This is a genomic window from Micromonospora sp. CNZ299, from assembly GCF_002754415.1.
The window spans coordinates 3345347-3365362 of record NZ_PEFG01000001.1 but is presented as its reverse complement, the minus strand read 5'-3'; the positions used below and the strand labels follow the sequence as shown (position 1 = coordinate 3365362).

Genomic DNA, 20016 nt, shown 5'->3' with positions numbered 1-20016 from the left:
GCGCCTCGGGGGGGTCGTCGCATGGATCAGCGCGGTTGAGCGGGTCGGACATCCCCCGCGATGTCGTGGAGCTGCGGGTGCACGGCGTCTCGGGCGCGAGCGCCGCACAGGTGCTCGACCTTCAGCTGACGGCGCAGGTCGCGGGTGACCGCAGCGGTGGCTTCTACCGGCCGCGGCCCCGGTGCGAGGACAGCACCGGCGCGCACGGGGTGACGCTGGAGGCGTACCGCTGGGGTGACCTGCCGTCCGGGACCGTGGCCCGCACCCTGGCCGTGGTCTTCCTGCTGCCCTTCATGCTGGTCAACGTCGCGATCTGGATGCGCCCGGCGAACCCTGGCTCCGAGGCGGTGGTCAAGTCGCTGTGCCGGCTGCTGGCGCTCACACTCACCGTGCTGTACGTGCTCGCCATCGCCGGCGTCGCAGTGGATCTGGTCGGCTGGAAATGCCTCTCCTCGCCGCGCTGCCTGGCCGGGCGCAGCTGGTTGTCCTGGCTGAGCGGACGACCGGTCGGACTGCGACTGGCGGTCCTCGCGCTGGTCCCGGCCGCCGCGATCGGCCTGATCTGGCGGATCAGCAACCGCCCGGGTCGAACGTTCGAGGCGTTTCGCGCACCCGATCGGGAGTTCTCCGGGTCGCGGCTCGGCACCGTTGGTCAGTGGGACGCCGAGCCGCTGGTGGGCCGGCTGCGCTCCATCCACGTCGCCGCCGCGTTCGCGACGCTGGACCTCACCCTGCTCCTGGCCCGGGCCGCGAGCGGCGCCACGGCGATCACGATCACGCTGACGGTCGTCACCGGAGTGGTCCTGGTGGGCTGCGCGGTGCTGCTCTGCACACCACCGTTGATCGACCGGGCCGCCGGGGACCAGCGGCTCGACCGGGTCACCCGTACGCTGCGGACCGTCGCCGTCGTCCTGACCGTCGTCGTCCTGGCTCACCTGGCGACCGGTCCACCGCAGTGGCACGAGGGGCACGGACTGCCCGGGTACGAGACGCACCTGGCCGGGTTGTTCGTCGCACAGACGGCGCTGCTGGCCGCTCTGGGCGTGGTGCTGCTCTGCCGCCGGAATCGCGGCGCCACCCCGCTGTTCGGGCTGGGCGCCCTCGTGGTCGCGGCCACCGGGATCAGCCTGGCGGTGGCGTACTCAGCGGAGTTGGTCTACCGGGTGGCGGACTTCCTCGATCGCGACGTGCCGACCGGAGAGGGCATCGCGACCGGCCCGCCTCGGGCGTACACCTGGGCGATCTACGGCTTCTTCCGGGCGCTGCTGGCCACCCTGATCGTCGCCGGCCTCGTCATCGTGCTCTCCCGGCGCAGTCGGCGCCGAGCCGCGGCGGCGATCGTCGCCCACGACTACCCGGACGCCCCAGCCGAGGCCGGGCCGCGGCTGCGGCAGGTCCGGGACGCGATCGCCCGGGCTCGCTTCACCGAGAAACTGGTGCCGCTGGCCGTGCTCTACGGCTGTCTGACCGGACTCGCCACGGCAACCACCACCGTCGGCCTGCTGGGGCAGTTCCCGGACGACGTCATCGAGCGGAACCTCGGTCTGCCCGCGGACTCGGTCATCTTCGGCATCGCGTTCGGCAGCTGGGTGATCGCGGCGATCATCCTCGGCCTGCTCGTCGGGGGCATCTTCGCCTACCGGACCGTGCCGTTCCGTCGGCACATCGGTGTCCTCTGGGACCTCGGCACCTTCTGGCCTCGGGCCGCCCACCCGTTCGCGCCACCCTGCTATTCCGAGCGGGCCGTGCCGGAGTTGGCCCGCCGCATCACGTACCTCGTCGAGCGCGGCGACGCGGTGCTGCTCACCGGGCACAGCCACGGCTCGGTCCTGCTCGCCGCGACGGTGCTCCAGTTGCCGCCGCACGTCGGCGGCCGGGTCGCTCTGCTCACCCACGGGTCACCGCTGCGCCGCCTCTACGCGCGGCTCTTCCCCGCGTACGTCGACGACGCGGCGCTGCACGAGATCGGCCACCGGGTTGGTTGGCGGTGGGTGAACCTGTGGAGTGACGCCGACCCCATCGGCGGCTGGATCTTCTCCGCTCACCGGCCGCACGCGCCGGCCGGCGCCAGCGGCCCGGCCGCCGCCGTGGATCGCCGGTATCGCGACCCTCGCGACGTGGTGACGCCGCCCAGCGACAGCGTCCCCCCACCCATCCAGGGACACTGGCCGGGCGAGTCCGACCAGCACTTCACCGAGGTGGTCCGGGAGTTGGTGCAGCGTCTCGGGCGAGCCGATCCGCCAGACACCCCGACGTAGCGTCAGCGACCGCCGGCCGTCCGGGCACGCCAGTCGTCGAGACGCGTACCGGCAATGCGGGCGCCGTCGGTGGGAACGAGGGAGCGTTCGCCCAGCTTGGCGCCGAAGTAGCGGGCGTCGGGGTCGGCCACCACCGAACGAGGGTCCTGCCGGGCGGCGAGCATCGACCGGCCCAGCTCGTCGAGACGGAACTGCTCCGGGCCGGCGACCTCGACCACGGCGTTGGTCGGCGCCGCGACCACGGCCTCGGCCACCGCGGCCGCGACGTCGTCCGCGGCCATCGGCTGGATGAGCACCGGCGCGAGGTGCACGGTGTCACCGTCCGTGCCGGCGTCGATGATGCCCTGGAGGAACTCGAAGAACTGGGTGGCGTGCACGATCGAGTACGGGGTTCCGGACGCGACGATGAGCTTCTCCTGGGCGACCTTCGCCCGCATGTAACCGCTGTCCGGGATCCGGTCACAACCGACGATGGAGAGCGCGACGTAGTGGCCCACCCCTGCGTCCGACGCGGCGGCGAGGAGCGTCCGGGTGGACGTCTCGAAGAACTCCAGCACGGCCTTGTCCTCGAACGACGGCGAGTTCGACACGTCCACGACGACCTCGGCGCCGGTGAGCACGTCGGCGACTCCCTCGCCGGTCAGTGTGTTCACGCCGGTCTTCGGCGAAGCCGGCACCGCCTCGTGGCCCTGTCCGGCGAGGCTGTCCACGAGCTTGGAACCGATGAGGCCGCTGCCTCCGATGACGACGATCTTCATGGTCGTACCACATCCTGTCTGCACCTGGTCGAATCGTGCTGTCAACCAGTAAGACGGAAAGCGTGCGCCGATGCAGGACAATCGCGGGAGAACTGTTCCACCCGCTCCCGGAGGTCGACGTGGCTACGGTGTCCCACCCGGTGTTCGCCCGGGTCTACGAGCGGCTCAGCGTCGCCATGGACCGTGCTGGCACGGCGGAGTTCCGACGGGACCTGGTCGCCGGTCTGTCCGGCCGGGTGATCGAGGTCGGCGCGGGCAACGGGCGGATGTTCTCCCACTACCCGCCGGGGGTGAGCGAGGTCGTCGCGGTCGAGCCGGAACGCCGGCTACGGGCCGCTGCTGAGCGCGCGGCACCGACCGCGCCGGTTCGGATCACTGTCGTCGACGGCCTGGCCGAGAGCCTGCCCGCCCGCGACGGCGAGTTCGACGCGGCGGTGGTCGCGTTGGTGTTGTGCACCGTGCCCGATCAGGCCGACGCGCTGGCCGAGATCGGCCGGACGCTGCGCCCCGGTGGCGAGCTGCGGTTCTTCGAGCACGTCGCCGCGGACGAGGCCAGCAGGCTGCACCGGACCCAGCGGCTGCTCGACGCGACACTGTGGCCGAAGCTGTTTGCCGGCTGCCACACCGGCCGGGACACCATCGCCGCGATCACGGGCGCAGGGTTCGTGATCGAGGAGCTGCGCCGGTTCCATTTTCCGGCTGGCAGCAACAGCCCGTCCTCGCCCTGCGTACACGGGCGCGCGACCTGGCCGGCAGCCCGATAGTGGAGGTGGCCGACCCGCTGCCCTGAGATCAGGCGGCGCGAGGCCGACGCGGCACGGGTCGTCGTGGCAGTGGGCCGGGGCGCAAACGCGAGGCCGTCGAACGCGAACGTGAGAACCGATCCTCTTTGTACGGACGACTACGGTCGATTATTCCGTTTTGCGGGCATTCACTCGGCCTGCGTGATGTGGTGGTCAGCGCCGCTTGTCGGTGCCATATCGGCCGTAACGCGCGCAGGACGCGGGCTCACGAGACGCGTTCCGCGAGTAGTACCCACGGAGGATGCTCAGTGACAGTGAAACCGAGACTCGGCCTACGGCGGCGGGTGGTGTTGCCGGCGCTCGCGGCCGGAGCCGCCGCGACAGTGGCGGCCAGCCTACTGCTCTTCAGCTCGACTGCCGCCAGCGCGCAGGAAGCGCCGGTGAACCTCGGGACGGCGGCGAACTTCTCCGTCCTGGCCGGGGCCGAGCCCACCAACACCGGCCCCAGCTTCCTGGCGCAGAGCCTCGGGCGGTTCCCAGGAAACACCGCGGCCGGCTTCGAAACGGCGACCATCGGCGGCGAGATCCACCTCGGCGACGCGGTCGCTCTCCAGGCCCAGAGCGACCTGACCATCGCCTTCAACGACGCCGCCGGTCGGACTCCGTTCACCAACCTGCCCGCGGAACTCGGCGGCAACACGCTCAACGAAGGGGTCTACCGGATCGGGGCAGCCCAGCTCACGGGACCGTTGACCCTCAACGGGCAGGGCGACCCGTCGGCCGTGTTCATCTTCCAGGTCGACTCCTCATTGACGACGGCGTCGAACAGCAGCGTCGTGCTGATCAACGGCGCTTCGGCCTGCAACGTGTTCTGGAAGATCGGCAGCTCGGCGACGATCGGCACGGGGACGACCTTCGTCGGCACCATCATGGCGCAGGCGGCGATCACGATGGCCACGGGCGCGACCCTCCAGGGCCGCGCGCTGGCACGAACCGAGGCGGTCACCCTCGACACCAACGTCATCACCGCACCGGTGTGTGCGGGACCGACCGGTCCGCCCGGACCCACCGGCCCGCCCGGACCAACTGGCCCCGCCGGCCCGTCCGGCCCGCCCGGCAGCCCCGGCGCACCCGGCAGCCCCGGCGCACCCGGTTCTCCTGGCGCACCCGGTAGCCCCGGAGCACCCGGCAGCCCCGGAGCACCCGGAGCACCCGGAGCACCCGGTAGCCCTGGAGCACCCGGCAGCCCCGGAGCGCCGGGCAGCCCTGGAGCACCCGGCAGCCCCGGAGCGCCGGGCAGCCCTGGAGCACCCGGCAGCCCCGGAGCGCCGGGCAGCCCCGGAGCGCCGGGCAGCCCTGGTGGCAAGCGCCCCATCCTGCCGGTGACCGGCGGCAGTGTGGTCCCGGCCATGACGGGCATCGGAAGTGTGATGGTCGTGCTGGGCACGTTCGCGTTCTTCCTCGCGCGGCGTCGACGTCAGGAGTCCTGATCGGTGGTCCGGCCGGTGAACTGCCGGCCGGACCACTCCAGGCACTGTCATCCCGTTCGTCGTCGGCCCACTCCCGATCAGGGGTGGGCCGACGACGGGTGTGGCGGACGGTGCCCGCGAACATGTCAGGCAGAGTTCCGGTCGACACCCCGGCGCGGCAGGCCGGCCAGCCAGTCGTCCAGTTCCGCCGGGGAGCGCAGCAACACCACGGGCGGCACGGACACGTCGCTCCGCCAGGCCCGCATCCGCCGTCGCGTCCGACCGAACGCGGTGGCGTGCCACAGCAGGATCGAGTCCCCGGACAGCACACTGCCCAACGACTCACGGTTGCCGTTGCAGATCTCCTCACCCGTCGCCACCCGACGTACGGTGCGCTGCAGCAGCTGCCAGAACGAGCGCCACCGTGGATAGTCCAGGCCGACGACCAGGTCGGCACGGGCCAGCGGAACGTCCCGCCAGCCGTGGTACGCCCCGTCGATGATCCAGCGGTCCCGTCGGCAGACCTCCTCGATCCTGCTGCGCTGCTGGGCGACGGGCACCTCGACCCAGCCTGGCTGCCAGACCAGGTCGTCCACCGGATACCAGGGCAACCCGAGGTGGTCGGCCAACCGCGCCGCGAGGGTGGACTTGCCGGAGCCGTACACGCCGTAGATCAGGATGCGACGCGGTGCGCTCATCGCGGCAGCGTACGACGTGAAGGAAAATCGTTTGTCGTACCCGGCGCGCTCGGCGAGAGTGGCGTCCATGACGTACTGACGGACTCCCTCCCCCGCTCCGCCCCGGTGACGCCTCCCGGCGGTGTGACGTCGTCCGTTTCCACCTTCTCAGCGAGAAGTGAGTACCCCTTGTCTGAGCACCACCCCCCTCGAATTTCCACGCCCTCCCCCACCTGTGCGTCCGTCGCGGTGTTCGCGTCGGCCGCGAGTTGGATCGAGTCCGCTGCGCTCGCGCAGTGTCAGCAGGTGGCCGCCCTCGACGGCATGGTCCACGTTGCCGCGATGCCGGACCTGCACCCGGGCAAGGGCGCCCCCATCGGCGCGGCCATGGCGTCGACGGTGCTGTACCCGTTCCTGGTCGGATCGGACATCGGCTGCGGCATCGCCGTGTTCCCCATCAAGCTCAAGCGGGCCGTACCGGAGCGGCTGGCCTCCCGGTTCCCCGACCTCGACCGCGCCCTGGACCCGGAGCGGGACGCCGACGACCCGGCCTGGGCCGTCGTTCAGGGCGACGTCCCGGCCGGTCACCTCGATGGCCTGGGGACCGTCGGCCGAGGCAACCACTTCGTCGAGCTGGCCCGTGTCGGCGCCGTCCTCGACCCGGGTCACGCGAGTCGGCTCGGGCTCGACGCCGGCGATCTCGTGCTGGTCGTACACAGTGGTTCGCGCGGTCTGGGCGAGCGGATCCTGCGGGCGCACACCGAGGCCCACGGCGCCGGTGCCGCCCCCGACCCCGCGGCCTACCTGGCGCGGCACGACGACGCTGTGCGCTGGGGTTCGCTCAACCGCCGGGTGCTGGCGGCCCGGGTCGCGCACGCGTTGGGGGCCGAGCCCACCGACCCGGTCGTCGACCAGTGCCACAACCTGGTCGAGATCCGCGACGGGGTGTACCTGCATCGCAAGGGCGCGGCGCCGGGTGACGGCCGCGACGTCCTCGTCGCCGGGACGCGGGGGACGGCGTCCTACCTGGTGGCCGCCCACGCAGGCCCGGAGGCCAACCACTCCGTGGCGCACGGCGCCGGCCGCAAGATGTCACGCGCCGACGCGCTGCGCCGGGGCCGCGCCAAGCACACCGTCGAGGAGCTGCGCCGCACACCGGTGGGCTCGCTGGTGGTGTGCGGCGACCGTCAACTGCTCTTCGAGGAGGCTCCCACCGCCTACAAGCGCATCGAGCAGGTGATCGCCGACCTCGTCGAGCACCAGCTGGCCACGCCGGTGGTCACCACGATTCCCCTGGTCACCTACAAGACGCCCGACCTCGGATCCACGGCGCGGTCCGACCGGCGGGGCCACCGCGGCAGGCGAGGCGGGTCGTGAGCACGCTCCTGCTGCTGTCCGCCGGACGCGGGCCGCGGGAATGCGCCTGGGCGCTGACCCAGCTCCTGCACCGCCTCAACGCCGACGGCAGCCGGCGAGGTCTGACCATACGGCAGGTCAAGGCCGTGCCCGGTGACCGGGCCGGCACCTACCGGTCGGTGCTCATCGAGATCTCCGGCGTCGACGCGGAGACGTTCGCCGGGTCGTGGACCGGGACACTCTGCTGGCAGGCCCCCAGCCCCTACCGGACGAGCGTCGGTCGGAAGAACTGGTACGTCACCGCCCAGCCGCCCCGCCTCGACGCCGCGCCGACGACGTTCTCGGAGGCGGATGTCGACATCGTCGCCTGTCGCACCGGCGGGCCCGGCGGTCAGCACCGCAACAAGGCCAGCACGGCGGTGCGGGCGACGCACCGTCCGTCGGGCATCGTCGTGGTGGTGGACGAGGAGCGGCAGTTCAGCCTCAACCGTCGGATCGCCGTGCAACTGCTGCGGCAACGCATCGAGCAGGGCGACGAGACAGCGCGGCGTGCCGTCACGACCGCGCGGTGGCGCATCCACGACGACCTGGTACGCGGCGACCCCGTGCGGGTGGAACGTCCGGAGCCGCAGCGTCCGGGCCGCCGAGGCTGACGCGCCGGGTCAGACCTCCAGCACCGCGTCCGCGAATGCCTGCGGCGCCTCCTGCGGCAGGTTGTGTCCGACACCGCCGCCGATGGTCCGGTGCTCGTAGCGGCCGGAGAACTGCTTGCCGTAGACGCTGGGCTCCAGGTGCGGTGCGCCGTTGGCATCCCCCTCCAGGGAGATGCTGGGCACAGTGATCTTCGGTTTCGCGGCCAGGCGTTTCTCCACCTCGTCGTACTGCGGCTCGCCGGCGGCGAGGGCCAGTCGCCACCGGTAGTTGTGGATGACGATGTCGACGTGGTCGGGGTTGTCGAGCGCCGCCGCGCTGCGGTCGAACGTCGCGTCGTCGAACATCCACTGCGGGGACGCGGTGTGCCAGATCAGCCTGGCGAAGTCGCGCCGGTTCCTGTCGTAGCCTTCCCGGCCGCGCTCGGTGGCGAAGTAGTACTGGTACCACCACGCCAGTTCCGCCTTCGGCGGCAGCGGCACCTTGCCCGATTCCTGGCCGTCGATCAGGTAGCCGCTCACCGAGACCAGACCCCGGCAGCGCTCGGGCCACAGCGCGGCCACGACATCCGCCGTACGCGCACCCCAGTCGAACCCGGCCAGCTTCGCGGTGTCGATGTGCAGGGCGTCCATGAGGGCGATGAGGTCGAGCCCCATGGCCGCCGGTTCACCGTTGCGCATGGTCTCGTCGGAGAGGAAGCGGGTGGTGCCGTAGCCCCGCAGGTACGGGACGACGACCCGGTGGCCGGCGTTGGTGAGCAGCGGTACGACGTCGACGAAGCTGTGGATGTCGTACGGCCAGCCGTGCAGGAGGATCACTGCGGGCCCGTCCGGCGGCCCGGCGTCCACGTAGCCCACGTTCAGGACCCCGGCGTCGACCTGCTTCACCTCGGCGAACGACCCCGCACCGGCCACCGCGATCGACCTCTCCCCGCGTCCCGAACTGCTCCGACCTGCTGGCCCTGCCGAATGTAGGGGCCGGTGACGGACCTGATGGCGCTTTGCGGCAAGGACCGCTGCACGGACGCCGAGCTGGGTAAGATGCCGGCCCGAAGTCAGCCGGACGCCTGCCACGAACGCGGGACGCGAACCGGACGACGGTGGAGGTCGTGGGGCCGTCGGGGGATGACCGTAGGGTGAGTGCATGGCTGAGCGACCCCTGACCCTGATGGCGGTGCACGCCCACCCCGACGACGAGGCGACGAGCACCGGTGGCGTGCTGGCCCGCTACGCCGCAGAGGGCATCACGACGGTGCTGGTGACCTGCACCGACGGGCGGTGCGGCGACGGCCCCGGCGGGGTCAAGCCGGGCGACCCGGGGCACGACCCGGCCGCTGTCGTGGCGATGCGCCGGGCCGAGCTGGAGGCCAGCTGCGCGGTACTGAAGGTGAGCCGCCTGGAGACCCTCGGTTACGCCGACTCGGGGATGATGGGCTGGCCGACCAACGATCAGCCCGGCGCGTTCTGGACGACGCCGGTCGCGGAGGCCGCGGGTCGGCTCGCGGAGCTGATCCGGCAGCACCAGCCGGACGTCATCGTCACGTACGACGAGAACGGTTTCTACGGCCACCCGGACCACATCCAGGCGCACCGGATCACCATGGCCGCCGTCGAGATGACCGACAGCCCGGCGAAGGTCTACTGGACCACGGTGCCGCGTACGGCGTTCGAGCAGTTCGGCCGGATCATGCAGGAGCTCGGCGTGGAGTGGTCCGAGCCGGACCCGGCGGCGGAGCCGATGCCGCAGCTCGGCCTGCCCGACGACGAGATCAGCACCTGGGTCGACACGAGCAGCTACGGCGGGCAGAAGTTCGACGCGCTGGCCACCCACGCCAGTCAGACCGAGAACATCTTCTTCCTGCAACTGGGCCGCGAGCGGTTCACCGAGCTGATGGGTGTCGAGACGTTCGTGCGGGTCCGGGACCGGACCGGCGCGCCTACCCCCGAGGACGACCTCTTCGCCGGTCTGCGCTGACTGCGCGGGTCAGCTTCCGTAACGCCACCAGGCATCGTCGGCCACCCGGTCGACGGTGCCTCGTTGCGTGGCAGCAGCACGCCCACCGGCCTCCGAAAGTTTCGCCGACACACCAGGCGATCCTCCGCAGGTCATATGACGAATTTCCGGAAGTTTTCAGCGTTGACGCCGGACATAGACGGCCCTAACGTTTCGAGCAGGTTTCCGGTCGCCGGCCGGAACTACCGGCCCCTCGCCCGGACCAGGGCGCTCGATTCCGAACCCCGCTCCCCACCCGCCCACACCGGACCCGCACCTTCTTGATCGACATTTGTCGATCAAGGGTCTGGAAAGGAAGGCACATGAAGCTGAGACAGTGGACGACCGTCGCCGTGGTTGCCGTCGCGACCGTCGCGGCGTTGAACACGGTGCCGGCCACCGCGAGCCGGCCCTACGACCCCACGGCGCAGAGCCTCGGCGCCCTCGGTCTGCGCCACGGCCTCCACGTCGGCACCGCGGTCAACATGGATGCCCTCAACGACGCCGGTGACCCGCAGTACCGCGCGCTGGCCTCCTCCGAGTTCACCTCGGTCACCGCCGAGAACGTGATGAAGTGGGAGGTCCTGGAGCCCACCCGCGGCACCTACAACTGGGCGGCGGCCGACCAGCTGGTCGAGTTCGCCAAGCGCAACCGGCAGAGCGTGCGCGGCCATGTGCTGGTCTGGCACAACCAACTGCCCGCCTGGCTGACCGCCGGTGTCGCCGACGGCTCGATCAGCAAGCAGGAGCTGCGCGAGATTCTGCGCAAGCACATCACCACCGTCGTCAACCGTTACAAGGGCAAGATCTGGCAGTGGGACGTGGTCAACGAGGCGGTCAGCGACCCGTGGGACACCCCGTCGACCCTGCACTACAAGGGCTTCTGGGCGCAGAACCTCGGGCCCGGCTACATCGCCGACTCGTTCCGCTGGGCGCGGGCCGCCGACCCGAAGGCCCTGCTGTTCTACAACGACTACAACATCGAGGCGTTCGGCTCCGGCAACCCGGCGGACGACAAGACGCAGTTCGTCTACGACATGACCAAGGGGCTGCGCGCACAGGGTGTCCCGATCGACGGCGTCGGCTCCCAGGGCCACCTGGGCACGCAGTACGGCAACTTCGACACCCTTCAGGTGACCGCCGCGCTGAAGAAGTTCAGCGGGCTCGGCGTCGCCACCGCCTTCACCGAAGTCGACGTCCGCAGTCAGATGACCGCAGGTGTCCAGGCCGGCAACTCGGAGGAGATCAACCCTCGGCTCCAGGCGTCGGCCGCCAACTTCAGCGTGCTGATGAAGGCGTGCCTCGCGGTGCGCAGCTGCCTGTCGTACACGGTCTGGGGTTTCAGCGACAGGTACTCCTGGGTGCCGGACTGGTTCGACGACCCGCCGGAGGGCCTGGCCACCATCTACGACGAGAACTACCAACCCAAGCGGGCGTACCAGGAACTGAAGTCGGACCTGATCCTCGCTGGACCGCCGTACGTCCTGCCGCGCATCACGCCCAGGCCCCGCCGCTGACCGGCGGGCCCGGCTGATCCGACGGCACGTATGCCGGCGTAGGGCCGTGTGGGGCGCGGCGGAGCCCCACACGGCCCGTACGTCACCACGGACGTCGAGGTTCGACTCACGTTCGGACGTACCGGGCGGCCATCCGGACGCCATCGGAGGACTGGTGCCGGTTCTACCGGCTTATTGATGGTGTTGGTGTCACTATGGCAGGCGTGGGAACTGCGAAAACTGCCATGCCTGCGATCTCGCCGCTCACCGGCGACCCGATCAAGCGGGCCGATGCCGAGCGGCTTGCGGGGGTGCTGAAGGCCTTCGCCGATCCGGCGCGACTCCGGCTGCTCAGCCTGATCCAGTCCGCCCCGGAGGGTGAAGCGTCCGTCAGCGACCTCACCGCGGCGCTCAACCTCTCCCAGCCGACCGTGAGTCATCACCTGCGGATCCTCACCGAGGCCGGCCTACTCGAGCGGGACAAGCGCGGGGTCTGGGCGTACTACCGCCTGGTGCCCGCCGCGATCGCGCAGATCGCCGATCTGCTGACGCCGCCTCGAAAGCGGGCCACGAAGAAGGCCCGCTGACCCGGCGGCTCCCCCGTCACATCCGCTCCAGGGTGCGGATGCCGAGCAGGTGCAGCCCCTGCCGCAGGGTCCGGGCCGTCAGCTCGGCCAACAGCAGCCGACTCTCCCGCAGCCCGTCCGGCGCGCGCAACACCGGGCAGCGCTCGTAGAACGCGTTGAACGCGGTCGCGAGCCGATGCAGGTAACCGGCGAGCTGGTGGAAGTCGAGGCTCCGCTCCACCTCGGTGACCACCGCGCCGAAGCCGAGCAACTCGACAGTCAGCGCCCGCTCCGCCGGCTGCGCGAGCACGATGGGGGCGTCCCTCCGCGCCTCCGTGCCGGCACGCCGGAACACCGACCGGATACGGGCGTACGCGTACTGGAGGTAGGGCGCGGTGTTGCCGTCCAGGGAGAGCATCCGCTCCCAGTCCAGCACGTAGTCCTTCCTCCGATCGGTGGACAGGTCGGCGTACTTGACGGCGCCGATACCGACAGCCCGCCCGATCTCGGCGGCGGCCTCTGCGTCCAGCTCCGGGTTCCTGCTCTGGGCCAGGTCGGTGGCGCGGGCGACCGCCTCCTCCAGCAGCCCGACCAGCTTCACCGACTCGCCGGTCCGGCTGCGCAGCATCCGCCCGTCGGCGCCGAGGATCGACCCGAAGCCCAGATGCTCGGCCCGGACCGGCGGGCACAGCCAACCGGCCGCCTCAGCGACGGCGAACACCATCGCGAAGTGCTGCCGCTGCGGTAACCCGACCACGTACAACAACCGGGTCGCTCCCAGCTCACCGGTGCGCTGCCGCAGCGCGGCCAGGTCGGTGGCCGGATAGCCGTACCCACCGTCGCTCTTACGCACGATCAGCGGCAACGCTTCGCCGTGCCGGCCGGTGAAACCGGGTGGGAAGACGCAGTCGGCCCCGCCGCTGGAAACCAGCAGCCCCAACCGGTCCAGGTCGTCGACGATGCCCGGAAGCAGGTCGTTGTAGGCGCTCTCGCCCCGAAAATCGTCCTCGGACAACGTCACGTCGAGCAGGTCGTACACGGTCAGGAAGTACCGCTCGGACTGCTCCACCAGCAGCCGCCACAACCGCAGCGTCTGCTCGTCGCCGCCCTGCAACTCGACCACCCGCAGCCGCGACCGTTCCCGGAACGCCTCGTCGGCGTCGAACTTCACCCGGGCCGCCCGGTAGAAGCCGTCCAGGTCGCCCATCGACAACTCGTGTGCCGCTTCGGCTTCACCGAGGTCGGCGAGGTGCGCGATCAGCATCCCGAACGGTGTCCCCCAGTCACCCAGGTGGTTGACCCGCACCACCCGGTGCCCGAGCCAGTCCAGCAGCCGCACCGCCGCGTCGCCGATGACGGTCGAGCGCAGATGCCCGACGTGCATCTCCTTCGCCACGTTCGGCGCCGAATAGTCGACCACCACGGTCTGCGGTGCTGCCGCCAGCGGCACGCCGAGCCGGGCGTCGGCTGCCAGCCCGGCGACCAGGTCGGCCAGTGCCCGGTCGGCGATGGTGAGGTTGAGGAAACCCGGCCCGGAAACCTCCGCCGACACGCAGACGTCGTCGAGCACCGCGTGCTCCAGCACCGCGGCGGCGATGTCGCGCGGTGGGCGGCCGAGCCGCCGGGCCAGCGCCAGCGGCGCGTCGGACTGGAAGTCCGCGCGCGGAGACCGCCGCACGAGCGGGTCGACAGGGCCGCCGGCCACCGCCGCGAACGCCGGCGCAAGCCGGTCGGACAACAGCTTTTCAAGATCCATGAGTACGCCGATCTCACTCGTACCCGCGCCGTCACGCGAGTCGTTGAAAGGGGGAGATGCGGACGGACCGAGGACGACCAGCGGATGACCGGCGGCTCGATCCGCCGGTCGCAGGAAACAGGTCAGCGCGGGCGGGCGACGGATCGCCGGCGTCGCCGCGCACCGACCAGGACGTCACATGACGGTCCGGTGCGGTGGGCGCTCACGCTGGTCATGCGGGGCAGCCTAACGGCCCGACGCAGTGGCGGCACCCCGTTTCCCGAGGCCCGGTCCGGCCTGGGCCCACTGTCGTTTCGGACGACTCGTCGCAGGGAACTGCGTCGGAACAGACAAGGGGTGACCATGAGCCGACACGTGACACCGCCGACCTCCCGTACGCGAACTCTGCTTGTGCTGGTCCCGCTGCTCGGCAGCATCGCACTCGCGAGTGCCTGCACCACGGCTGAGGACTCGCCCGACGCGACCCCGTCGAGCGCGGCGCCGACGACCGCGGGGGCGGCAACGAACCCGAGCGACCCGCCATCGTCGAGTGCGAGCGCTCCGGCGACCATCCCGACGTCAGCCTTCGTCGAGCTGCCCACCGAACTGCGGAAGTCCCCCCGACGGACGACGCCCGTCGAAGAGGCCCTGCCGAAGCTGTGCGCCAACGAGTTCGGCACCGGAGGTCGACAGGTCACCGCCAGCGCCGCGATGACCGTCACCTACAAGAAGGCCGGCGAACCAGAGACCAACGTGCCGCAGGGGATGATTCACCAGACCATCTTCACCTTCGAGGGCGACGGTGCCTCGGCGTACATGGCGCGCCTGCGCACCGCCGTGCAGGCGTGCCCCTCCTACGACCACTTCGGGAGCCCCGGCACCGTGAAGAGCCGGGCCCTGTCCGGCGTCGGCGATGAGGCGCTGCTGCTGGACCGGACGTGGGCCGGGACGAACCTGAACGGAGACCGCACCGGCGGCAGCTCGTCCAGCCAGATCGCTGTGGCGCGCGTCGACACCACGGTGACGGTCTTCAACGATCAGGGATGGGAGGGCACCAACGGCGACCCCGCCGTGGTGGACCGGGTCGTCCGTGACGGCGTACGCACCATCGACGCCTGGCAGCGGTAGGTGCCGGGCCGGGGACAACTGCGGCGGTACGTGTTCGCCTGCGCGTACATCCCCGGTGGTAGGCCCATCGACATCCTCGGCATGACGACTCACGCCCACTTTGGTTCATACGCTGCGGCGGTAACCGTCGTGGGACCGAAGGGAAACGTGATGTCGATCCGTCGCCTGCTCACCGCCGCCGTTGCCGGCGCTACCGGGGCAGTCGCCCTGGCCGCGCCGGCAGCCGCACACGCCTCCGTCCGGCCGACCGCCGCCACCGCCATGACCATGAGCTCCGGGCGACTCGGCGCCAGCGTGGGCGTACTGCTGGGGTTGGTCGGTGCGGTCATCGGCGGGCTGGCCCTGGCCCGCCCCGCCGGTCGCCTCGGCACCGGCTCCGGGCGGCTCGGCGCCGTCCTGGCCCTGGCGGCGGGCCTGCTCGGTCTGGCGCTCGGAGGGCTGGTGGTGGCCACCTCCGACAGCGGCATCGGCACCGGCAACGGGCGGGGCGGGGCGTATGTGGCCGTGGCGGTCGGCCTGGTCGGCGTGGTCCTCGGTGGGCTGGCGCTGGCCCGCGCCCGCCGCACCGGCCGGCTGGCCGCCTGAGAGTGGCTCAGGATCGGGTGAGCCAGCCGGGAACGGTCAGGCCCGACTCGTAGGCGAGGATCACCAGCTGGGCTCTGTCCCGCACCTGCGCCTTGGTCATGATCCGGCTGACATGCGTCTTGGCGGTGGCCGGGCTCAGCACCAGTCGCGCGGCGATCTCGTCGTTGGACAGGCCCGCCGCGACCAGTGTCAGCACCTCACGCTCCCGCTCGGTGAGCACGCTCAGTCGCGGCCCCGGGTCCGGATGCCGGACCCGGGCCGCGAACTCGGCGATCAGTCGACGGGTGATCGCCGGCGCGATCAGCGCGTCACCGCGGGCCACCACCCGCACCGCGTGGATCAGCTCCGCCGGCTCGGTGTCCTTGACCAGGAAGCCGCTCGCGCCGGCTCGCAACGCACCGTAGACGTACTCGTCCAGGTCGAACGTGGTCAGGATGATGACGCGGGCATCGGTGCGCGCGACGATCTGCCCGGTGGCGGCGAGGCCGTCCAGCACGGGCATCCGGATGTCGATGAGGACGACGTCCGGCCGCAGCCGCATGGCGAGCCGCACCGCCTCCGCCCCGTCGGCGGCCTCACCGACCACCTCGATGCCGTCCTCACCATCCAGTATGGAGCGGAAGCCGGCGCGGACCAGGGTCTGGTCGTCGACGAGCAGCAGCCGGATCACGCCCGCTCCCCCGCCGGCGTCGGGTCGGGCCGCAGCGGCAGGCGGGCGCAGACCCGAAAGCCGCCGTCCGGCCGCGTGCCCGTGGTCAGCGACCCGCCCAGCGCCCGGGCCCGTTCGCGCATGCCGAGGATCCCGCTGCCGGGCGCGCCTGGTGCGCCGGTGCCGTCGTCCTCCACTTCCACCAGCACGTCGTCGCGGTCGGGTCGGACGCGGACCACCGCGGCGGTGGCGCCTGCGTGCCGGGCCACGTTGGTGAGTGCCTCCTGGACGATCCGGTAGACCGCCAAATCGACCTCCGGCGGCAGCGCCGGGGTCTCCGCGAACTCGGTGCGGATCTCCAGCTCGGAACGCCCCGCCGTGGTGATCAGGTCGTCGAGGCGGTTGAGGCCCGGCGCGGGCACGATCGGCGCCTCACCCTCCTGCCGCAGCACGCCCAGCGTCGCCCGCAACTCGCGCAGTGTCTCCTTGCTGGTCTCCTTGATCGCGGTGAGCGCCTGCTCGGACCGGGCGGGGTCCGGTCGGTGCAACGCGGCACTGGCCTGCACGTTGATCAGCGAGAGATGGTGGCCGAGCACGTCGTGCAGCTCGCGGGCGATGCGCAACCGCTCCTCGGTGGCCCGTCGCCGGGACTCCTCCTCCAACCGCTGCTCGGCGGCAACCGCCCGGGCCTGTGCCTCGGCGAGGTAGGCCCGGCGGTTTCGGGTCACCCCGACGATGACCGCGACGAGCCAACCGGCGTGCAGCAGCGTCGCACCGTTCCTGGTGTCCGGGGAACGGTTGTCGCTGTCGGCGACGGCGAAGGCGATCACCGAGGCGAGGCCGAGCCCGATGGCGACCCGGAGATGGCCCTCGTCGACAACGGTGTAGAGCGCCACGACGAACACCAACATGATCGGGCCGGTCTTGTGCAACAACGCCCCGTACGCGCCGACGGCGACCAACGCCACCACGCCCACCGGCACCGGGTGGCGGCGGCGGACGTACAGCGCTCCCGAGGAGGCCAGCACCGCCAGCAGCGCCGCCGACTCGGCTGCGGTGTCGATGCCGCGCGACTGCACCACCAGGCCGACGAGGGCCACCAGCCCGACGCCGAGCACCAGGCCCGCGTCCGCCGCCCGGCCACGCCACCGCGACCCTGACATGGTCCGAAGCCTAACCTCCGGCGCACAGGCGGGAGTACGCCCGAACCGTCGAACGTGGCCGGCGCTCGTTCCCCCCTTTTCCCCGCGTCGTTGCTCAATGGGAGGTCGCGGTGCCCTGGTGCGGAAGCTGAGGCTCCCTGGTCAGGTTGGCGTCGTAGCCGGCGGCCTGGAGGGCGAACAATTCGGCGTACCGACCGCCGGTGGCGACCAGCTCGTCGTGGGTGCCGGCCTCGACCAGCCGCCCGTGGTGCAGGACGAAGATCCGGTCGGCGTGGCGGACGTTCGCGAGCCGGTGCGTGATGAGGATCGTGGTGGCCCGGCCTCGACGGTCGCGGATGGCCTGGAACAGCGCGTCCTCGGCTCGGGGGTCGAGAGCGGAGGACGGCTCGTCCATGATCAGCAGTTCGGCGTCGCGCAGGAACCCGCGGGCCGCGGTGATGCGCTGCCACTGACCGCCGGACAGGTCCTGACCTCTCGCGAAGGTCCTGTCGAGCAGCGTCTCGTACCCGTGCGGAAGCTCGTTGATCATGTCGTGGGCGACCGCGCGGGCGGCGGCGGCCTCGATGAGGTCCTGCCGGGCCTCGGTGTCGACGTCGCCGATGGCGATGTTCGTCGCCGCGGTGAACGGCCACTTGTGGTATTCCTGCGTCACCACCGCGATTCGGGCCCGCAGCCCGGCGACGTTCCACTCCGACAACTGTCGGCCGTTCCATTCGATGCTGCCCTGGGAGGGGGCCCGGAGGCCGGCGATCATCGCGGCGAGGGTCGTCTTGCCCGAGCCGTTCTCCCCCACGAACGCGACCGTCTGGCCGGCGGTGATCGTCAAGGTGACGTCGTCCACGGCGGGGGTGTCCCGGTCCGGGTAGCGCAGGCTCACCCTGCTCACGGTCAACTCCCGCAACCGTTCCGGACCGGCGGCGGCGGGTCGTGTCGCGTCCGGCAGGTAGGCGTCGGCGCGGGTCATGAAGCCGGTGTAGTCGCCGAAATGCTGGCCCTCGGTGTAGACGTGGTCCACCTGAAAGGTGGCGATGGCCAGGGAACGCTGCGCGGACTGCACCGCGATGACGCAGGTCGCGGCGGCGGCGAGCGGGATCTGCCCGTCCAGGAGCAGCAGGCCGAGCAGTGCGTAGACGGTGCCCGTGGCGAGACCGCCGATCATCGCCCCGACCGTGGTGGTCGTGGTGACCCGACGGGCCAGGGCGAGTTGGATGTCGGTCTCCACCTGCATCACCCGGTCGTACTGATCGAGCAGGAACCCGCGCAGCCCGTACGAGCGCAGCTCCGGGGCGGAGGCCCGTTCGGCCATCAGCTTGTGCAGCAACCACAGTCGACGTCTGCGCACGGATCCGGCGGTGTACGTCTGGTACCGCAGGTGCCCGGCCCGCAACGACGCCCACGCGTTGGGCACCGTGGCCACCAGCAGTGCCAGCAGCAGCAGCGGGTGGATGATGACGACGGCGGCCGCCACGGCGAGCAGCCCGGCCAGCCCGGCGAGCAGGTTCATCGACGCCTGCACCAGCCCGATCGTCGACTCGGTGCCCCGGGAGGCGCGCTCCATGTCGTCGGCGAACGCGTCGGCGTCGAACGCCTCCAGGCGTACCGCGGTGGACACCTCGAACAGACCCCGTTCCACCTCGCGGCTCACCCGCGGCGTCAAACCGTTCTGTGCGTACCCCGTGGCGATGCCCATCCCCGCGCGCAGGGCGACCGCCGCCGCCAGCACGGCCAGGGCGGGCATCGCCGCCCGCACCTTGTCCGCGGTCGGCCCGCCGGCGAACAACTCCACCAGCACCCGCTGCGTGGCCAACAGGCCGAAGGCGGCCATCACCCCCGCGCCGACCGTCGCCGCGGCCACCACGCCGGTACGCAGTCGGTCGGCGCGCCAGCTGATGCCCAGGGCTGTCCGCACGAGCCTGGGCAACTCGGCGAAGACGGCGAAGACACCGGCCTCGGCTCGGGCCCGTACCCCCGTCTCCCACCACATCTCCCGCAGCTCCGGCAACACCGACTCGGTGCGCCCGGGGCCGGGGCGGCCTGACCGGGTGCGGTGGGGCTCTGCGGCGGCGGTCTCGATCATGGTCGTACCTCCCGGGCGGCGCACCGTCGCCGTTCAGCCAGGGCAGGCGGATTGGCGGGTTCCTGGAGGATTGGACCACCCGGGTATAGCCGTTAGCAATTGACTGATCACTCGCAGTCATGAATGAACGGATGGTTGGCGGAAGGTCGCAGCGCGCTCGCGCAACTCGCCAGCTGACCGCAGCGTCCCTGCTGATCAGCCCTTGCCCACGACGTCGAGGCGCGCTCGCAGCGCTGCGGCGATCTCGCCCGCCGCGACGATCTGATCCGACGTGAGGGCGTCCACGAAGAGTTCACGGATGGCGCGCAGGTGCGGAAAGGTGGCCCCGGCGAACGCGTCGGCTCCGACCTTGGTGAGCAGCACCTCGGCTCCCCGGGGCACGGTGGCGCACTCCTGGCGCCGGATCAGGCCCCGTCGCTCCATCCGCCCCAGGTGGTGAGAAAGGCGGCTCCGCTCCCAGCCGATGTGTGACGCGAGTTCGGAGGACCGCATCGCCTGGCCCTGCGCCTCGCTGAGAGCGAGCAGCACGGCGTAGTCCCCCGTCGACAACGCGGAGTCGCCCTGCAGGCGGGACTCCAGGCGCGAACTCAGCGCTGCCGTCGTCTCGATGAAGTCCCGCCAGACGCGTAGCTCCTCGGCGGTCGGGAGCTGGCGTCCTCGCCGCCGACCGGGTGTGGTGTCCGTCATGTCATTCTCCCGGGAATTGACGTGTC

The 20016-nt window shown here is 71.3% G+C and carries 18 protein-coding genes; 10 read left to right on the top strand and 8 right to left on the bottom strand.

From position 1 onward, the window contains the following. The first annotated feature begins 35 nt into the window (after window positions 1–35). Window positions 36–2258, top strand: coding sequence for a hypothetical protein (locus tag CLT68_RS15835; protein ID WP_099851798.1), 2223 nt, complete (start codon window positions 36–38; stop codon window positions 2256–2258). Window positions 2259–2260: 2 nt separating this feature from the next. On the opposite strand, the gene CLT68_RS15830 is transcribed toward CLT68_RS15835, so the two are convergent. Then, window positions 2261–3016, bottom strand: coding sequence for an SDR family oxidoreductase (locus CLT68_RS15830; protein ID WP_099851796.1), 756 nt, complete (start codon window positions 3014–3016; stop codon window positions 2261–2263). 119 nt (window positions 3017–3135) lie between these two features. Between CLT68_RS15830 and CLT68_RS15825 the strand changes: the two genes are divergently transcribed. Together CLT68_RS15825 and CLT68_RS32595 are read left to right on the top strand one after the other, a co-directional pair. Continuing rightward, on the top strand, window positions 3136–3780 hold the full coding sequence (locus CLT68_RS15825; protein WP_199177063.1) for a class I SAM-dependent methyltransferase: 645 nt from the start codon (window positions 3136–3138) through the stop codon (window positions 3778–3780). Window positions 3781–4067: 287 nt separating this feature from the next. Next, a complete protein-coding gene (locus CLT68_RS32595; protein ID WP_143743195.1) occupies window positions 4068–5249 on the top strand; it encodes an ice-binding family protein in 1182 nt (393 codons plus the stop codon). A 125-nt stretch (window positions 5250–5374) separates the two neighbouring features. On the opposite strand, the gene CLT68_RS15810 is transcribed toward CLT68_RS32595, so the two are convergent. Continuing rightward, on the bottom strand, window positions 5375–5926 hold the full coding sequence (locus CLT68_RS15810) for an adenylate kinase (RefSeq protein ID WP_099857218.1): 552 nt from the start codon (window positions 5924–5926) through the stop codon (window positions 5375–5377). Window positions 5927–6094: 168 nt separating this feature from the next. On the opposite strand from CLT68_RS15810, the gene CLT68_RS15805 reads away from it, so the two are divergent. Continuing rightward, complete coding sequence (locus CLT68_RS15805; RefSeq protein WP_099851793.1) at window positions 6095–7282, top strand: RNA ligase RtcB family protein; 1188 nt, start codon at window positions 6095–6097, stop codon at window positions 7280–7282. Beyond that, window positions 7279–7914: a peptide chain release factor H gene (prfH, locus tag CLT68_RS15800; RefSeq protein ID WP_099851791.1), complete on the top strand. Its 636-nt coding sequence runs from the start codon at window positions 7279–7281 to the stop codon at window positions 7912–7914. Before CLT68_RS15805 ends, prfH begins: the two co-directional genes overlap by 4 nt. Window positions 7915–7923: 9 nt before the next feature. On the opposite strand, the gene CLT68_RS15795 is transcribed toward prfH, so the two are convergent. Beyond that, window positions 7924–8826: an alpha/beta fold hydrolase gene (locus tag CLT68_RS15795; RefSeq protein ID WP_486482193.1), complete on the bottom strand. Its 903-nt coding sequence runs from the start codon at window positions 8824–8826 to the stop codon at window positions 7924–7926. A gap of 229 nt (window positions 8827–9055) precedes the next feature. Here CLT68_RS15795 and CLT68_RS15790 point away from each other — a divergent pair, with 229 nt between their 5' ends. The 3 genes from CLT68_RS15790 to CLT68_RS15780 all read left to right on the top strand — a co-directional run bounded on the left by CLT68_RS15790 (window position 9056) and on the right by CLT68_RS15780 (window position 11987). Further along, the gene (locus tag CLT68_RS15790) at window positions 9056–9886 is read left to right on the top strand and encodes a PIG-L family deacetylase (protein WP_099851790.1); all 831 of its coding nucleotides are present in this window, start codon (window positions 9056–9058) and stop codon (window positions 9884–9886) included. Between the two features lie 341 nt (window positions 9887–10227). Next, window positions 10228–11421 carry an endo-1,4-beta-xylanase gene (locus CLT68_RS15785; protein WP_088947103.1) on the top strand — a complete coding sequence of 398 codons (1194 nt, stop codon included), beginning with the start codon at window positions 10228–10230 and terminating at the stop codon, window positions 11419–11421. A gap of 224 nt (window positions 11422–11645) precedes the next feature. Further along, window positions 11646–11987, top strand: coding sequence for an ArsR/SmtB family transcription factor (locus tag CLT68_RS15780; RefSeq protein WP_088947102.1), 342 nt, complete (start codon window positions 11646–11648; stop codon window positions 11985–11987). Window positions 11988–12003: 16 nt separating this feature from the next. Here the strand turns inward: CLT68_RS15780 and argS are convergent, their stop codons facing one another. Further along, a complete protein-coding gene (gene argS, locus CLT68_RS15775; RefSeq protein WP_099851788.1) occupies window positions 12004–13722 on the bottom strand; it encodes an arginine--tRNA ligase in 1719 nt (572 codons plus the stop codon). A gap of 342 nt (window positions 13723–14064) precedes the next feature. Between argS and CLT68_RS15770 the strand changes: the two genes are divergently transcribed. Beyond that, on the top strand, window positions 14065–14829 hold the full coding sequence (locus tag CLT68_RS15770) for a hypothetical protein (protein WP_143743194.1): 765 nt from the start codon (window positions 14065–14067) through the stop codon (window positions 14827–14829). A gap of 150 nt (window positions 14830–14979) precedes the next feature. Further along, a complete protein-coding gene (locus CLT68_RS15765) occupies window positions 14980–15414 on the top strand; it encodes a DUF6223 family protein (RefSeq protein ID WP_099851785.1) in 435 nt (144 codons plus the stop codon). A gap of 7 nt (window positions 15415–15421) precedes the next feature. On the opposite strand, the gene CLT68_RS15760 is transcribed toward CLT68_RS15765, so the two are convergent. From CLT68_RS15760 to CLT68_RS15745, 4 genes are all read right to left on the bottom strand, one after another. Then, a complete protein-coding gene (locus CLT68_RS15760; protein ID WP_099851783.1) occupies window positions 15422–16084 on the bottom strand; it encodes a response regulator transcription factor in 663 nt (220 codons plus the stop codon). Then, complete coding sequence (locus tag CLT68_RS15755) at window positions 16081–17226, bottom strand: sensor histidine kinase (protein ID WP_099851781.1); 1146 nt, start codon at window positions 17224–17226, stop codon at window positions 16081–16083. The genes CLT68_RS15760 and CLT68_RS15755 overlap by 4 nt, the downstream gene beginning before the upstream one ends. 94 nt (window positions 17227–17320) lie before the next feature. After that, window positions 17321–19210 (bottom strand): ABC transporter ATP-binding protein, encoded by a 1890-nt coding sequence (locus tag CLT68_RS15750; RefSeq protein ID WP_099857214.1) that lies wholly within the window; start codon window positions 19208–19210, stop codon window positions 17321–17323. Between the two features lie 288 nt (window positions 19211–19498). Continuing rightward, a complete protein-coding gene (locus CLT68_RS15745) occupies window positions 19499–19990 on the bottom strand; it encodes a MarR family transcriptional regulator (RefSeq protein ID WP_099851780.1) in 492 nt (163 codons plus the stop codon). Between the last annotated feature and the right edge of the window lie 26 nt (window positions 19991–20016).

Excerpts from the sequence above, each read along its gene's own strand:
- CLT68_RS15830 (WP_099851796.1), bottom strand. The coding sequence starts at position 3,016 with ATGAAGATCGTCGTCATCGGAGGCAGCGGCCTCATCGGTTCCAAGCTC.
- CLT68_RS15810 (WP_099857218.1), bottom strand. The coding sequence starts at position 5,926 with ATGAGCGCACCGCGTCGCATCCTGATCTACGGCGTGTACGGCTCCGGC.
- CLT68_RS15790 (WP_099851790.1), top strand. The coding sequence starts at position 9,056 with ATGGCTGAGCGACCCCTGACCCTGATGGCGGTGCACGCCCACCCCGAC.
- CLT68_RS15785 (WP_088947103.1), top strand. The coding sequence starts at position 10,228 with ATGAAGCTGAGACAGTGGACGACCGTCGCCGTGGTTGCCGTCGCGACC.
- CLT68_RS15780 (WP_088947102.1), top strand. The coding sequence starts at position 11,646 with ATGCCTGCGATCTCGCCGCTCACCGGCGACCCGATCAAGCGGGCCGAT.
- argS (WP_099851788.1), bottom strand. The coding sequence starts at position 13,722 with ATGGATCTTGAAAAGCTGTTGTCCGACCGGCTTGCGCCGGCGTTCGCG.
- CLT68_RS15770 (WP_143743194.1), top strand. The coding sequence starts at position 14,065 with ATGAGCCGACACGTGACACCGCCGACCTCCCGTACGCGAACTCTGCTT.
- CLT68_RS15765 (WP_099851785.1), top strand. The coding sequence starts at position 14,980 with ATGTCGATCCGTCGCCTGCTCACCGCCGCCGTTGCCGGCGCTACCGGG.
- CLT68_RS15755 (WP_099851781.1), bottom strand. The coding sequence starts at position 17,226 with ATGTCAGGGTCGCGGTGGCGTGGCCGGGCGGCGGACGCGGGCCTGGTG.
- CLT68_RS15750 (WP_099857214.1), bottom strand. The coding sequence starts at position 19,210 with ATGTGGTGGGAGACGGGGGTACGGGCCCGAGCCGAGGCCGGTGTCTTC.
- CLT68_RS15745 (WP_099851780.1), bottom strand. The coding sequence starts at position 19,990 with ATGACGGACACCACACCCGGTCGGCGGCGAGGACGCCAGCTCCCGACC.